Genomic DNA, 14,780 nt, shown 5'->3' on the forward strand with positions numbered 1-14,780 from the left:
TTATTTCTGCTTTTTTTCAGCTTCTTCCAACCGGACAAGAAGAACTTCAAATCTCTTGTTTGTTGGTATTGGAGCCTTTGCCGAACGCAAGGCTTCTCTAAAGCCAGGAGTACGCATTTGATCGCGAAACTTGTTCACATCGCTTCGATTCGTTGTTGGATTGTTTTCACTCACGACAGAGCCTTTCAAGCACCATACCCGTCAACCTATTAGTCACCGAATAAGTTCCGCGACACAGATTTATTGCTATAAAATATTTTATGGACTCTGGCCGACATCGGCGTATTCTGAATTCAACATCGATAGTATTTATTGGACCGGCGATCGATGTTTGAGAGATACGATGTGCTCTTCGCCTAGTGGGAGAGCACGATTATGCCTTTTCGTAGTCAAATCTACGTCAACAAGTATTCATCCCTTGATTGGGATATCATGGCGATAGCCTTTGAATTAGCTTTCCAGCAAATTGGGACCAATCCCCTGGTGCGAAAAGACCGGCTGGCGCGTTGCGTCATGACGTTCTTTGACAGAGGCGTGCATTGTCCCAGTACGTTGAGTTCGCTGGCTATGAGCCGTGAAATGAGTTTGGTAGACATTGAGCGTACGCGTGGGACGCCCGCCGGCAACTATGATATCAAAGCAGAAGACGATGGGTTTCACTTCAACGGGGCAACAGGGGAATGGAAAGACTCAACCATAAATTAGACTGCAAGGATTGCGGTACAATTTACCTCACCATTCCGGATAATGTCACGGGTAACACTCCGATATTCTGCAGTACCTGCAATCAGTTCATCGGAAGATGGGCAGACCTTGAGCGCGACTTCGATCAGCAGGGTGGCCAAGACGGCGTATTTTCAATGCATGATGGGAAGATTGATCGGATTAGCTAGGGACTGATTCCCTGCAAGAGTCGTTCACCGACTCATGGAAGATAAACCATTCAAAGAAATAACCTTAATGACCCGCCAGCTTGGCAAGATGAAGGTCATAACCTCCATCATGCAGGCGGCAGAGTTCATTGTGAATGAATGGCCGGGCACGGATACCGAAAGGCTTGATATCGCCAAACATGCGCTGCTGGAATGCTACGATGGCACGCTGTCTCCCGGCATTGTCGCATGGCTTTTATTGATGCAGCAAAGGAAGCCGACATTTACGTCGAGGCAGTTGGTCGCCCGCCATCAAACGACAAACTGGAAAAGTGGCGCAAGGGAAAGATGCGGCGCAGAGCTTAACAGGACAAGTCTTTGATAAAAAAGACTTCACTTTGTGGTTGAAAACTGCCGAATGAAATTCTGCCTTGTTCGTGGAAACCGTTGGATCTATGCCAAGCTTGGGGCTCAAGCTCATCAACCACACTCGATGTCATAAGGACATCTCCCCCCTTTGCAAGCATCAGCATTTCCCAATGACGAAACATTTTTCTCCCGATGCCCCTTCCTCGTTGTTCGGGGACAACATAGACCATATCCATGTAAGGAATTTTGCCCCAGAACCAACTGTACCGAATAAAGCCGACTGGACTGTCGCCGCACAGGGCGATGATGTATTCGCCACCGAAAATGCAGCGATTGATCCAAGACGTATCGACGTGAGGATCGTGCTCGATAAGCCACGCTTTGTGCGTGCTGTTAGCTGTCGTTATGTTTGGGTCCGTCATACCGCCTTCATATAACTGACAGCTTGTTTGGCAATGTTGACGCCAATCGCGCTCTATTCGCTTCAGCCAATATTACAACTGACGAAGCCGTCGCATCATGTCTGACGTCATCGCGCAAAGGCTTGAACGTTCTACGGAATAGTAGGTTTTAGGGAAAGCCTGGAGGTCAACGCCTCAATCGGTGCTGTTCGAAGAGCTCTCATGAGGCTTTCGCCAGATCCGGCGTGAATAGATTTATTGATTGGGAGGGATCATGGTAACAACTACTTGGATTGGCGGCACTGACAACATGCAGTGGTCAAATCCCAACGTCGACCCGATTTTCAATCCTTGGAACACTTCGTCGAACTGGGATAACGGCATTCCAGGAATGGATGATGTTGCAATACTGAACAACACAAGCACTACTTCCTATGTCGTGGACGTAGCTAGTTTAGTATTAAACAACTCCTCGCTGCTGGTCAGCAACTCAATACTGGTCGGATACCTCAATCCCGGAGTGATTTCGGGCGGTTTGATATATTTGCATGGCGCCAATTTCATTGCCGGTTCTGGCGTGTCCTCAGCCACAGGGATAGTTGAGATTGGCAGCGGAGCTTCTTATGAGTGGAATGGCACAAATTCTACCCAAACCATCAAGATGGCATCGGTTGATCCCGACCATTCGCCTGTGGAGAGTTCTGTATTCTCTTTCTCCACTCAGTTTGACGGGACCATTGAAGCTTTTTACATGCACAATGTTATCAATTTCAATGTGAATGGCGCCAGCATAACCGGGATGTCCTTAGACGGTCATACGGTGACTTATACGACAACGGCGGGCACCTATACGCTCAAGTTTGGTGTTAACGTAAACGTCTCCGATCTGGTCTTCGATGTAGGCACTGGAAAAATCACCACACTCCAAGTGGATCCAAACGCTCCGTGTTTTGTGGAAGGAACTCTCATCCGCACGGCGAGAGGCGATGTCGCCGTTGAGGCGCTAAAAGTTGGTGACTTGGTGGTCACGTCAAGCGGTGCTGAGCGTCCGATTGTCTGGCTTGGCTGTTACAATCTGAAACGCACGCGCTCGAGCCAATACGAGATATCCCGCCCGGTTCGTATTCAAGCCAATGCCTTTGGTGAGCAACAGCCATACGCCGATTTGTGGATCTCCCCCGGGCATGCCGTCTGCGTGCGAGTTCTGGATGAAGTGCTTATTCCAATCGGTTATCTCATTAACGGTGCGACAATCAAACAGGTGGATGTCGCTGAAATTACTTACTGGCATGTGGAGCTCGAATGCCATGACATCCTGATAGCCAATGGCTTGCCCACCGAAAGCTATCTTGATTGCGGGACCCGGGCTTTATTCCACCAAAGCTCTTACAAGCGGCGCAGAATCGACATCTGCGAGGTTACCGCACAATATTGTCGCCCCCTGACGTTGGATAGATCATCCGTAGAAGCTGTGGCTATTCGGTTGCGTGAAAGAGCAAAGCTACTCGGCTGGTCGACGACAAGTGATATGGATATTCATGTTGTTGCCGATGGCATGCGTATTAATCCGCAGGGCACCGGTAATCTGATGCGGTTCCAGATTCCATCAAATGCTCGGGACGTCCATATTTTATCAGAAACGTTTATACCGGCGGAGTGGTCTGACGGCGGAGACACGCGAAAACTTGGTATCTCCTTCAATGGGTTCCAGATCAGCGATGACAAAGGACAATGCCGTCGTATTGAGATGGCGGACGTTTACCTGGATCAGCAATGCCACCCCGTCGAATCTTACGACAACAAATTATGGCGATGGACCAAAGGTTTATTAAGGGTGCCAGATACGTTATTCGCAGACCTTTATGGAAGCAGATGCTTGGAGTTGAGCGTGAATGCTGGCGGTCAGCAGCGATGGTTAAAACCCATCATCGCAAGTGAACGGCGTGAAAGTGTTGAAACGGCACCACTGGGAATGGTTGCTGCTTGCGCTCTATTCGCTCCAGCATCTGCATTTCCAAACCTACTGTTCAAGTCTCCATCGACTCTGAGCGTGGATTTAGATTATCTCAATGCAGGAGACGAATAATGGCCTATTCGACGAAACCATTTTTCAGAATCGCCCTTATCGCAGGGATTGCTCTCGGCCTAGCATCGCCTTCATTCTCACAGACACCCGTACCGGATCCACAACAGAAAACGGGGGGCCAAGCTGGCTTATTGAGCGAAAGTGAGATCAAAGGAAACAGAGATATTGTAGTCGTAGTGAAACTTCGACTGAGCCGCGCCGGCAAGATCATCGGCACTCCAATTGTGTCTGGCAAAGGTGGCGATTTCATAACTCGCAGCAAAATGAAAAACCGGGCGCTGCGATCGGTATATCGTGCTCAACCGTTTAAACTATCTCCAGATAAGTATGATCAATGGAGCCAGGTGACTCTTACTTTCTATCCGTAGTCACTCAGAAAGGTTCATTCCGATTGGTGAAATACTGTTGGCTGAAACGGCATGACCAGCACGCTCGACAGTACCTTAACTTGACGTGATGTACGATCCCACCGGACTGGTCAGTCCAAGCGCTGGATCATGTTAAAGGATCAGATAAGCACCTGATACAACTGCGATCAGGACCAGGATCAATGAAACCGATTCCCACCATTCTTGGGCCATCTCTTTTTTTGTTCGAATCCTAAAAGCATTATCTTGAGGGTTTTTCATCTCATCCATAAATTTTTGAACTTCAAAATGATTGTTGGTTTCATTCTGTTTCATGGCGGAAATCTCAAGAGTCGTTCAGACAAGGACTGGGCTCCTACAGTTATGGAATTGCAGCTCGTCGGTCACGCTCTATTTTCTCTAACCTATTTAAAACGTGCAAATTGAGATCACGCTGGCCAAAGAACCCGGATTGCGCCTGCTTGATCTCATCGACCTGGCGCTGCAGGTTCATGTCGGCCGCAATCCGAGCTTCGCGGTCTGCCGCGAGTTGCGCATCATATGAAAGCCAAGCCCGCTCGTGCTCCTTGCGGGGCAACTGGTTGTCCATCAATTTATTAATATCGCCAGATTCATAATTATTGTGCAGCGCAGCAACTATTTCGCACTTGCAGCATTGCTGTAAAGTTGATGTGAAATTCTTCACAACGAGGTGCGCGCAATGAGAACGATTTCCGACACAATCAGGCGGTTGAATAAACAGCAGAGCGTCCTGTCAAACGGAAGTGCAAACAACCGAGGGCGATTGTCCCCTCTCGCTGATTTTGGTTCCAATCCCGGACAATTGCGAGGTTGGACTTACCTCTCAGACAAACTGCCGCCCGACGCTCCGCTCGTTGTGGTTCTTCATGGATGCACGCAGTCGGCCGACGATTATGATGTTGGTTCGGGCTGGTCACTTCTTGCCGAGCGCTACGGATTCGGCGTGCTTTTCCCAGAGCAGCAAAGAACGAATAATCCCAATCTCTGCTTCAACTGGTTTTCGACCAGTGACACAACGCGCGGCGAAGGTGAAGTTTGTTCAATTTCACAAATGGTAGAGACCCTGCTGAAAAACCACCGGATTGATCGAACGCGCGTCTATGTGACGGGGCTTTCTGCAGGGGGAGCCATGACCGCGTCGTTGCTGGCAACTTATCCTGAGTTATTCAATTCAGGGGCGATCATAGCGGGAATTGCACATGGCACGGCATCCACCATTCCCCAAGCATTTGACCGAATGCGAGGTCATGGACTTGAAGATGGGGCCGCACTTGCCGCACACGTTCGTCAAGCTTCAAGCCATAAAGGCCCTTGGCCGAAGGTATCAGTCTGGCACGGAACGGCAGACACCACCGTAGACCCGATTAATATGGAAGCGGTTATTGGCCAGTGGGGAATTCTGCACGAATTAGACCGACCTGCATCAAAAAGCACTCTTGACGGACATCAGGTTCGAAAATGGCAAAATGCGGACGGTCAAACAGTTTTGGAGGCTTATGCTATCAACGGTATGGCTCATGGCACTCCCATAAACAGTAGAGGTGAAAACGCTGTCGGGTCAGCGCGGCCCTTCATGCTCGACGTAGGGACTTCATCTACCTGGCATATTGCTCAATCGTGGGGACTAATCGGCAAATCCACAGAGACCGCTCCGGCTTTAAATCCGACGGCCGGCTTGTACTCAGTATCTCCAGACAAACAGAGCGGCAATTCGATTAAGAACACGATCGAAAACGCTCTCAAATCGGCTGGTTTATTGAGATGAGGCGCGAATGGGAACAGGCGACGGAATTTGTTAAAGCCGTTTACCTATTGGCAGCGCGCAGGTCTTGAGCAACGCACAATCGTCCAATATCGCCAGCACCTTGATCTACACATAATTCCATTCCTCGGATCAACTTTGCTCTCGCGCCTAGCTGTGCCAGTGGTTCGCAACTTCGAAGATGAAATGATCGACGCCGACCGTTCGCCTTCGATGGTGCGCAAGGTTCTCGTAAGCCGGATCGCTTCTCGCCGATGCACAAGAGCGCGGTCTGGTCATAAGAAATCCCGTACGAGAGAAGAGCCACGCCCGACAGAAGGGCAAAGACCGACGTCAAGAGACGCGTCAGAAAGGCAAGCTGAGATCGGGATAGACCATTTCTTCCCGCGAAGAGATCAAGGCTATTTTGGACGCCCTGGAGGGTAAATGGCGGCCATTGCTATTGACTGCGATATTCACTAGGCCCACGCGCTTCGGAGAAGCGCGGGCTGCGATGGTCAGATGTCAATATCGAAGGGCGAGAAATCCGGGTTCACCAGAGGGCCGATCGCTTCAATCAAATTGGCAGACCTAAATCCGAAGCCGGGGAGTGAACGGTGCCTATTCCGCTCTTGGCCTGGAATGCCCACGCCCGCGGACAGGGCAGAAGGATGTAGATGGAACCATCTGACGGAAGAAATCCGGCCGGAGCAATTGATATTTCCAAACAGTCTCGGGAAGGTCGAATCTCTGTCAAAAATAATGCAGCGCGGATGTCAACCATCACAGATACGAGCTGGCGTGTCGGTTCAGACCGGAGAGACAGACAAAGACGGCAATCCAATATCGAAGGCGAAATATACCGGCTTCCATTCGCTGCGGCATTTCTATGCATCATGGTGCATCAACAGACGGGAAGACGGCGGGCTTAGCTTGCCGCCTAAAATGGTGCAGGAACGCCTTGGACACTCTCACCCTGCCATGGATACCTTTGGCATCTGTTTCCACGCAATGACGATGCCGAACAATTGGCCGCTTCAGAGCTCGCTCTTTTGAGATAATTGCGACACAGATGCGACATGGAGCTACAAGTGATTGATATTACTATTGGAATATAAGTTTCCTAATCTGTAGGCCACTGGTTCGAATCCAGTCAGGATCACCAAAAAATTTAAAGCTCGCGCAGACAGATAGCGGAACAACGCTAGGAGTGCCTCACCGCCTCGATTTCGGCCCCACTATACTGCTCCAAGGCATCGGCAACCTGATCGGCAAAACGCACGCGATTACGCCCAGCCTTTTTAGCCTGATAAAGCGCCAGATCAGCCTGATTGACTGTTTCGCTCCAGGACTGATCTCCGACTTGCGCAACGCCGAAGCTCGCCGTGATTTTCAAAACGCTCCCATCCGAAGTCGTCATGGCAAGGCGCTCGACCGCCAGTCGCAATTTCTGGGCAATGATGGCTGCATCCATGCACGAACTGTCATTCAGCAATATTGCAAATTCCTCCCCGCCAAAACGGGCCACGTAATCGCTGTCGCAAATATTGTTTTGCATCAGCTGTGCGATTTCTCTCAAGACCTCATCCCCCACAACGTGCCCATATTTGTCATTGATGGTTTTGAAATTATCGATATCCACAAGCATCAGGAAAGGTATCGACTCCAGATCGGTGTAGTTTTCTGTTGCCGAATTGCCCAAAATATCCAGCGCCCGCCGGTTGAGAAGCCCCGTGAGCCCATCCGTATGTGCCAGATGTTCAAGCCGGGCGACCAGAAAAGATCGTTCTTTCAGCTTGATGGCAATGACCTCAAGCGCAGAATAAAGCGTCTGGATTTCGGCAACATGCCTCGTCTCCCGGTGCAGATCCGTCGGCAGGTCATCGGCAAGCGACACGATTGCTTCGGCTCCGCGGAAAAGCGGCTTGAATATATAATTCTGCACCACCACCACCAGACCGACGACCAGCCCGAGGATCACAAACGCCATCGCACTTGTATAATAGAGCGCTTGGCGCGCAATCCGTTCGCGCTTTTCAAATTTGGCGACGGATGCAGCAAAATAAATATCCCGCAATTCTGCCAATGGCTTCATTGCAGCGGAATATTGCTTAGTAAACGTAACCGCATCAAGAGCCGGAACTCCATTCTGCTGAGCAGTGCGAATCTGATGATCAATCAGCGCAAGCACTCCAATCATGTAGCGTGAATTTGCTTCTTCGTGTTTTTGATCATCTGATGAGGCTTCAACGTCGGGTTTTCGGCCGAGTTCCAGCAAATGCCAGATTTCACGGATCCGCCCCCCGATAATCCGCATATGGATCACATTCTCGGCAGGAATTGGTTTTCTTACAGCCATTGGCGCAATCAAATATGATCCCAACCTACCAGCATATTCCCGCAAATTGCTGAGCATCGTCACCCTGAATACAACGGCGGCCAAATCCTCATCATGGCGTAGCAGCTCGGTTCCTTGCTGCTGAACAATTTTGTCGTAACTCTCTCGGGCCTGGAACAGGTGAACAATGGCCTCATGGATCTCGCCATAGCGTAATGTGCCTGGATTTGTGAATTGTGCCGCCTCGACTTTCATGCGTCCAAGCCGCAACTGCTCGCGCACATCCTTGAGGAGATTTCTGGGAACACTGCTTGTGTCCAGTTTGCTGAGCGCAGCGTCAGTCTTTTGCAAGGCGATCTGCCAGTTTTCATAGGCTTGGTCGCGGGAAGCATCGTCCACGCTCATCAAAATATTGGCAGGGCCCCGTTCCGCTGAAATAAAACTTGCAGCCATGAAAACAAAAGAAAAACCCTGTATATCCGCCAGATTAGTCACGGCTCTGTTAAATGCCTGAATAGAATTATAAATAGACATGCCTGCCATTATCAAAGTGAATATCATAACAAGCAGAGCCATGCACCAAAGGTGCACTTTCAAGCGGCCTCTTGTCGATTTTCTTGACCGCAAGCCTGCGTATAGAATATCTGGCTTGTTCACGTTTATGGCTTTCTGAAAAGATATGTACGTATATAATTAAAATACTGATGAAAAACAAAACAATCGTATAAAATACTTATTATTATTACAGAACAATACTTTCGATCAGCTCGACTGCATGATCTGACTTCGTACAAAATAAGTCTATCAACCCGAAACCGGGGAAGCGTAAATATAGTATAATCTTCGAAGGTTACAACCATACCAATGGATTACAAGGAATGTTATTTCAGGCTTCCTATTACATCCTCACACTACTTAAAGTAGTTTCGATATATTAAATTTCTGCGCCATCATTTAAAAGTAACGCACGTAAAAACCATTGTTACAACTGCAGCAAAGCTATTAGCCCGAAGCTGATTGTAACAAGCGATGCGAGGGAGAGGGTTGCCACCGCCATCACTCGCCCGCCAGCATGAGCAACAGAGCGAATATCAACCGATAATCCAAGCGCGGCCATGGCAATAATCGTCAGCACGCTGGAAAGCTGCCCCATTGGCGCAATTGCCGCCTCGGGTATCAGTCCGGTCGAGCGCAGCATCATCATTATGCCAAATCCGCTGATGAACCACGGCACCAGGGCAATCCGCTTCCCGCTTGGATTGGCGTAAAAGCGCAAATCATCTTGCGGGACTTCGCGCCCTCCAATGGTTTCATGGCGCAAATCGGCCTTCATGATCGCACCAAGTACGAGAAGCACAGGGCCAAGCATAAGCACGCGCACCAGCTTGACCAAAGTTCCGGTTTGTACACCCAGCAATCCTGCGGGAGCCGTCGCAGCAATGACCTGCGGCACGGCATAGACGGTCAGGCCCACCAGCGTCCCATATTGCGGTACGCTCATTCCGGTGCGGAAATAGAGCAGCGGCAGGAAGAACACGGCTGCTATGCCCAGCACCGCCGTAAAGGTCAGCGCGGCGGCAATTTCCTTGCGGTCTGCCTCTATCACTGGCGCGACCGCAACAATGGCGGAGTTTCCGCAAATTGAATTGCCGCAGGCAATCAAGGTCGCAAGTTTTGGTGGCAATCCGAAGAGCCTGCCAATGCCGTAGCTGATGCTGATCGACAAAATGACAACGCCCGCTATTCCGGCAATCAGTGTGGCGCCTGCCCCTTTCATCGCTGTCAGGCTGATCGATGCGCCAAGCATAACGATTGCCAATTCCAGCAGGAGTATCGCGCTGAAATCAATACCGGCAAGCAGCGATTGGCCCGGTTGACGCAATGATCGGATGGCAATGCCAATTGCTATGGCCAAAACCAGGCTTTCCACCCATCTTACGCCAAACAACGCGCTCTGGATATATTCGCCAGCCACCGCTGCAAAAGCAACGGCGCAGCAAAGGGCAAGCCCAGGGAGAACAGGAAGGAGGCGATGAGGAATGGTCATAAGCTTGCCATTTGAGAAATTTCAATCATGGCAGACTTATCTCATGCAATATTATCGACTTCTATCGAATATTCTGTCATGTTTTGTTCGGTAAAATCGAATGGTTTTCTGATGACCTTTGAACAACTCGCCATTTTCGTTGCCGTGGCAGAACGCGAGCATCTCACTCAAGCCGCAGCAGCAATTAACCTCACGCCGTCGGCGGTCAGCAGCGCCATTAAAAACCTCGAGGTTTTTTACGGCGTCGAGCTGTTCCACCGTGTGGGACGACGTATCGAACTGACGCAGATTGGCCGCGTTTTTCTTGGTGAGGCCAAGGCAACTTTGGCGCGGGTACGCTCATCTGAGTTGATGCTATCAGAGCTTGGCGGTCTGCGGCGCGGCAAGCTTAGCCTTTATGCCAGCCAGACAATCGCCAGCTATTGGCTGCCGCCTTTCCTGATGCGCTTTAAACAGGATTATCCCGGCATTGAGATTGACCTGACCATCGGCAATACAAGGACGGTGGCCGAAGCGGTCACGGAAGGCGGGGCAGAGCTCGGCTTTGTCGAGGGGGAGATTGATGCACCGCTTCTCGTCTCGAAAGTCGTGGCGGAAGATGCTCTGATTATCGTTGTCGCGCCATGCCATCCTTGGGCGGATAAACGTCCGTTGAAGGCTGGGGATATCGTCGGCGGCACTTCATGGGTCATGCGGGAACAGGGTTCGGGCACGCGTTCGGAGTTTGAACATGCCATCGATAATCTCAAAGTCTCCCACGACGATCTGAAGATCGCGCTGGTTCTCCCCTCCAACGAGGCGGTTCTTTCCGCTGTTTGCGCCGGAAATTGTGCCGCCGTCATTTCCAGCGCTGCTGCCCGCGCCTATTTACGCGAAGGGCTTGTCGTCGAGGCCGCCTTCAAGCTGCCGATCCGCCGCTTTCGCATGTTGCGGCACAAACAGCGGCACAGCAGCAAAGCATCGGAAATATTGGAGGGGCTGTGTGGGTAACTCATTCTCTTGGATTGCCATGTCGTTGTGCGTGGTTCGACGGCATGGCAAAACAACCTCAAACCGCACGCACATACCAGCTCATGCTTGAATATCGTTTTTGCGGGCCATGAACACGCCACGCCTCCATCCAAGCATTGCTGTTCTCAAACAAAAACCGTCCATTATAGAGATCACTGCCGCATAGATGCGACACACGTTGTGATGGGCCATATCGCAGGCTGACAAATTCATTGCCGCTCGGGTAGAGCACCCGCACTGCCCCATCTTCAAAGGCAAGCCGATAGGTCCGGACTGCCTGCAGCACATTTGCTCCGACAGACATTTCGCCGCGCTCTTCAAAAAGCTCGGTGGTTATGATGGCGCGCCCGGTAAATCCATATATCGCTCCGGCGCGATGATCGATCACCTTGCGTTTTACCTGCCATGCGCCGCAGATTATTTTTGCGTCAAATTTTTCGATCGCCTGGCTTGATCGATCAAGCATGGAAATCAATCCGCCTGTTCTTCCCAGACGCATGCGGCCGTGTAGATTGCTGCCAATCTTTCCACCCCTGCCTGATCATCCTTGTCAAAACGCGATGGTATAGGACTATCGAGATCAAGCACGCCAAAAACCCGTCCATCATGGATCAAGGGCACCACCAGCTCGGAGCGGGAGGCCGCATCACAGGCAATATGGCCCGGAAAATCGTGCACATCGTCAACGAGGATAGAGGATGCTTGCAGAACTGCGCTTCCACACACGCCGCGCCCCACGGGAATGCGCACGCATGCCGGTTTGCCTTGAAATGGCCCGACCACAAGCTCACTTTGTGAGCGCAGGAAATAGAACCCGGCCCAGTTGATGTCCGGCAGCATCTGGAAGATCAGCGCCGAACTATTGGCCGCATTGGCAGTCGGATCATTCTCGCCCGCAAGCAGCGCTTCCAGTTGATCGCCGAGTTCCCTGTAGAACTGTGGCTTGTCGCCTTCTGTGATCGCTTTTGCAGCAAACATGAAAAATCCTTCCCTTATAGCCTGCGTAACATGGCCACATTTCTGCCGATGCACCTGCCTTGTCAAGCAAACGAAACCCGATCCGGCAATGTACACTCCCTCGCGCCCTGCTATAGATAGGAACCGATTTCCACAGGTGCAATTACAATGAGTTCAAACGCCAAAGGCGACCTGCAAACTTATGTGCGCATCGACTTTCCTGACAAGGAACGGTTGGGGCCGGGGAAAATGCAGCTGCTTGAACATATTCGCGAAACCGGCTCCATTTCTGCGGCAGGCCGCGCCATGGATATGTCCTATCGCCGCGCATGGTTGCTGGTCAGCGCCATGAACACAATGTTCGCAGCGCCAGTGGTCGATTCGCAGCGCGGCGGCGCGCAGGGCGGCGGCGCTGTCGTCACGGAATTCGGCGAAGAGCTTTTGCGCCGCTATCGAAACATGCAAGCAAAAGTCGATACGGCCCTTGAGTCTGATTTTGAATGGATCAACCGCAATCGCAGCAGCCACTAAACTTTCGCAGAGTTGTGCTGTTTGCGTGGTTTTGCAAAGCTGACACGGAAGTACATCATATAGGCTATCACAGCGAAAATCATTGTCAGACCGCCAAGGATGGCAGACCCGCCCCAGAGCGAAAGCCAGTCATTGATAATCGCTGATTGCGGATTGCGCGGATCGTAATACACGCTCACGCTTTCCCCCACGCTAAAGCGCGGCGGCGATGTGCCCAGCCACGAAGTAAACTCGACAGTGGCACCCTCAACTGTTTGAAACTCAACAACCGGCTTATAGACATTGGACTTAGTTGAGTGGCTCTTGACCAGATTTGTCACATGGCCTTTACCTTCCATTGCATTGTTTACGAAGTGACGGACATACAATACGGACCAGCCGAAACTAAAAAACAAAACAACGCATATGGTGCACAGTAGCACTTTGTGGATGACGCGTTTTTCCATGCCAGCAATCCGGATCAGTGACTCATGCGTAAGCCAGTTTTCGCAATTTTTATCATTTGCACAATTCTCTGCGTTCTCTCTTTTCCGCCGGCCATGATGTCATTGGCCTTCACTGGTGCCTTTCCAAAGAAGTATTTTTACATTCTCAGCGTCTGGCCGGTCAGTGCAGTTCTGGGCCCGATTCTCGCCTGGAATACGCGCCGCCGTTTCGGCACATGGGCTTTGCTCTGGTTTGTCCCATGTCTTGCCTATGCGCTGTTTTTCCTGACAGGACATGACCTGGGGACTTAGTCCGGCATTTTACCCGCTTCCATCTCATCATTCTTCCGCTCCAGCCAACGCATGACTGGCGTAACCGTGATGCCATGCAACACGACAGATATAAGCACGACGAGTGACACTGTTACCCATAGAATATTGGCATTTGAAAACGGCGCGTGACCAAGCGCATAGGCCAAATAATAGAATGAGCCGAGGCCGCGAATACCGAAAACAGCGATAACGGCCTTTTCCCTTTTTTCGATGGGGCTTCCCAGCAGCCCCACCCAACCGGCAATCGGGCGGATAAGAAGAAGGATGATCAGCGATGCCACCACGATCCGCCAGTCCAGCGGATGAAATACGCTGCCTTCCGCAATGGCGGCGCCAAAGCAGACAAGCACGACCATCATCATCAGACGTTCGATCTGTTCGGCAAAACTATGCAGATTTTCGTGATAGCCACTGTTGCGCTCCGCATGGCGAAGCGTCAGCGCAGTGACAAACACGCCGACAAACCCATAGCCATGCGCCATCTCTATAAGCCCATAGCTCAGGCATGTGATCCCCAGCACCACGAAACCGTCGCCCGTATGGGCAAGCCCCGCCCTGTTCGGGAGCCGGAAGGTCAGATAGCCAAGCAGCTTGCCGGTAGCCCAGCCAAGCCCCGTGCCCGCAGCAAGCCGCCATATGACATCGGTCGTTAGCCAGTCGAAAAACCACGGAGCACCCGTTGTATTTGAAGCCGCGAGCGCGATTGCCAGATGCACGAATGGAAAACTCAGCCCGTCATTCAGCCCCGCCTCGGAAGTCAGGGCAAAACGTACCTCGCTCTTCTCCCCCGATTGCGGCGGCCCCACCTGAACATCGCTGGCAAGCACGGGATCTGTGGGCGCCAGCGCTGACCCGAGCAGCAAGGCCGAAGCAACTCCAAGCCCGAGAAAACTCCAGCCGAGCAATGCGATGGCACCGATAGTCAGGGGCATCGATATGGCCAGCAGCCGCCACGTTGTCATCCAGCTACGCCAGCCCAATATCCGGTCGATCTTCAGACCGGCACCCATGAGGGCAATGATGACGACAAACTCGGTTATTTTTTCCGTGAGAAAGCGGCTGTCGAGGGGATTGTCGCCGATCATTGCCGACAGCGGCGTCCAGACAAACAGGGTGCCGAAAGCAATGCAGACAATGGGCAGGGAAAGCGGAAATCCCTTCAATAACATGGGCAACCAGGAGGTCATCAAGACGACCAGCCCGAACAAAGCGATCAGAACGAGATAGCTGTTTATTCCCATACTTCACTTCAAACCATCGGCCGGCGCTTTGGTTCCGTG

The 14,780-nt window shown here is 51.4% G+C and carries 18 protein-coding genes; 8 read left to right on the top strand and 10 right to left on the bottom strand.

The window, feature by feature from the left end; all coding sequences use genetic code 11:
• A complete protein-coding gene (locus QFZ34_RS10545) occupies nucleotides 1-189 on the bottom strand; it encodes a hypothetical protein (RefSeq protein ID WP_307280527.1) in 189 nt (62 codons plus the stop codon).
• Between the two features lie 186 nt (nucleotides 190-375).
• Here QFZ34_RS10545 and QFZ34_RS10550 point away from each other — a divergent pair, with 186 nt between their 5' ends.
• Complete coding sequence (locus QFZ34_RS10550) at nucleotides 376-705, top strand: hypothetical protein (protein WP_307280530.1); 330 nt, start codon at nucleotides 376-378, stop codon at nucleotides 703-705.
• A gap of 255 nt (nucleotides 706-960) precedes the next feature.
• Nucleotides 961-1,254 carry a DUF982 domain-containing protein gene (locus QFZ34_RS10555; RefSeq protein ID WP_307280533.1) on the top strand — a complete coding sequence of 98 codons (294 nt, stop codon included), beginning with the start codon at nucleotides 961-963 and terminating at the stop codon, nucleotides 1,252-1,254.
• On the opposite strand, the gene QFZ34_RS10560 is transcribed toward QFZ34_RS10555, so the two are convergent.
• Nucleotides 1,235-1,663 (bottom strand): GNAT family N-acetyltransferase, encoded by a 429-nt coding sequence (locus QFZ34_RS10560; RefSeq protein WP_307280534.1) that lies wholly within the window; start codon nucleotides 1,661-1,663, stop codon nucleotides 1,235-1,237. The two genes, QFZ34_RS10555 and QFZ34_RS10560, sit on opposite strands and share 20 nt — an antisense overlap.
• Nucleotides 1,664-1,916: 253 nt before the next feature.
• Here QFZ34_RS10560 and QFZ34_RS10565 point away from each other — a divergent pair, with 253 nt between their 5' ends.
• Together QFZ34_RS10565 and tolA are read left to right on the top strand one after the other, a co-directional pair.
• Nucleotides 1,917-3,728: a Hint domain-containing protein gene (locus tag QFZ34_RS10565; RefSeq protein ID WP_307277999.1), complete on the top strand. Its 1,812-nt coding sequence runs from the start codon at nucleotides 1,917-1,919 to the stop codon at nucleotides 3,726-3,728.
• A complete protein-coding gene (tolA, locus tag QFZ34_RS10570) occupies nucleotides 3,728-4,096 on the top strand; it encodes a cell envelope integrity protein TolA (protein WP_307280537.1) in 369 nt (122 codons plus the stop codon). Before QFZ34_RS10565 ends, tolA begins: the two co-directional genes overlap by 1 nt.
• 132 nt (nucleotides 4,097-4,228) lie before the next feature.
• Here the strand turns inward: tolA and QFZ34_RS10575 are convergent, their stop codons facing one another.
• Together QFZ34_RS10575 and QFZ34_RS10580 are read right to left on the bottom strand one after the other, a co-directional pair.
• The gene (locus QFZ34_RS10575; protein ID WP_115054259.1) at nucleotides 4,229-4,411 is read right to left on the bottom strand and encodes a hypothetical protein; all 183 of its coding nucleotides are present in this window, start codon (nucleotides 4,409-4,411) and stop codon (nucleotides 4,229-4,231) included.
• Between the two features lie 46 nt (nucleotides 4,412-4,457).
• Nucleotides 4,458-4,781 carry a hypothetical protein gene (locus tag QFZ34_RS10580; protein ID WP_307280544.1) on the bottom strand — a complete coding sequence of 108 codons (324 nt, stop codon included), beginning with the start codon at nucleotides 4,779-4,781 and terminating at the stop codon, nucleotides 4,458-4,460.
• Between the two features lie 15 nt (nucleotides 4,782-4,796).
• Between QFZ34_RS10580 and QFZ34_RS10585 the strand changes: the two genes are divergently transcribed.
• Entirely contained in the window at nucleotides 4,797-5,882 is a 1,086-nt protein-coding gene (locus QFZ34_RS10585) for an extracellular catalytic domain type 1 short-chain-length polyhydroxyalkanoate depolymerase (protein ID WP_307280547.1), read from the top strand.
• Nucleotides 5,883-7,062: 1,180 nt separating this feature from the next.
• Here the strand turns inward: QFZ34_RS10585 and QFZ34_RS10595 are convergent.
• Together QFZ34_RS10595 and QFZ34_RS10600 are read right to left on the bottom strand one after the other, a co-directional pair.
• Entirely contained in the window at nucleotides 7,063-8,730 is a 1,668-nt protein-coding gene (locus QFZ34_RS10595) for a GGDEF domain-containing protein (RefSeq protein WP_307280555.1), read from the bottom strand.
• Between the two features lie 448 nt (nucleotides 8,731-9,178).
• A complete protein-coding gene (locus tag QFZ34_RS10600) occupies nucleotides 9,179-10,243 on the bottom strand; it encodes a YeiH family protein (protein WP_307280558.1) in 1,065 nt (354 codons plus the stop codon).
• Between the two features lie 111 nt (nucleotides 10,244-10,354).
• Between QFZ34_RS10600 and QFZ34_RS10605 the strand changes: the two genes are divergently transcribed.
• Nucleotides 10,355-11,233 carry a LysR family transcriptional regulator gene (locus tag QFZ34_RS10605; RefSeq protein WP_307280562.1) on the top strand — a complete coding sequence of 293 codons (879 nt, stop codon included), beginning with the start codon at nucleotides 10,355-10,357 and terminating at the stop codon, nucleotides 11,231-11,233.
• A 58-nt stretch (nucleotides 11,234-11,291) separates the two neighbouring features.
• Here the strand turns inward: QFZ34_RS10605 and QFZ34_RS10610 are convergent, their stop codons facing one another.
• Complete coding sequence (locus tag QFZ34_RS10610; RefSeq protein ID WP_307280565.1) at nucleotides 11,292-11,720, bottom strand: DUF6314 family protein; 429 nt, start codon at nucleotides 11,718-11,720, stop codon at nucleotides 11,292-11,294.
• A 5-nt stretch (nucleotides 11,721-11,725) separates the two neighbouring features.
• Nucleotides 11,726-12,232, bottom strand: a complete 507-nt coding sequence (gene msrC, locus QFZ34_RS10615; protein ID WP_115054253.1) for a free L-methionine (R)-S-oxide reductase MsrC — start codon at nucleotides 12,230-12,232, stop codon at nucleotides 11,726-11,728.
• 147 nt (nucleotides 12,233-12,379) lie between these two features.
• On the opposite strand from msrC, the gene QFZ34_RS10620 reads away from it, so the two are divergent.
• Nucleotides 12,380-12,742: a winged helix-turn-helix domain-containing protein gene (locus QFZ34_RS10620; protein ID WP_307280570.1), complete on the top strand. Its 363-nt coding sequence runs from the start codon at nucleotides 12,380-12,382 to the stop codon at nucleotides 12,740-12,742.
• Here QFZ34_RS10620 and QFZ34_RS10625 read toward each other — a convergent pair.
• On the bottom strand, nucleotides 12,739-13,188 hold the full coding sequence (locus QFZ34_RS10625; protein ID WP_307280573.1) for a DUF3592 domain-containing protein: 450 nt from the start codon (nucleotides 13,186-13,188) through the stop codon (nucleotides 12,739-12,741). The two genes, QFZ34_RS10620 and QFZ34_RS10625, sit on opposite strands and share 4 nt — an antisense overlap.
• A gap of 24 nt (nucleotides 13,189-13,212) precedes the next feature.
• Between QFZ34_RS10625 and QFZ34_RS10630 the strand changes: the two genes are divergently transcribed.
• Nucleotides 13,213-13,479: a hypothetical protein gene (locus QFZ34_RS10630; RefSeq protein WP_307280578.1), complete on the top strand. Its 267-nt coding sequence runs from the start codon at nucleotides 13,213-13,215 to the stop codon at nucleotides 13,477-13,479.
• On the opposite strand, the gene QFZ34_RS10635 is transcribed toward QFZ34_RS10630, so the two are convergent.
• On the bottom strand, nucleotides 13,476-14,741 hold the full coding sequence (locus QFZ34_RS10635; protein ID WP_115054249.1) for a cation:proton antiporter: 1,266 nt from the start codon (nucleotides 14,739-14,741) through the stop codon (nucleotides 13,476-13,478). The genes QFZ34_RS10630 and QFZ34_RS10635 overlap by 4 nt on opposite strands.
• Nucleotides 14,742-14,780: the final 39 nt, after the last annotated feature.

Source organism: Phyllobacterium ifriqiyense (assembly GCF_030817885.1).
Classification (GTDB): Bacteria; Pseudomonadota; Alphaproteobacteria; order Rhizobiales; family Rhizobiaceae; genus Phyllobacterium; species Phyllobacterium ifriqiyense.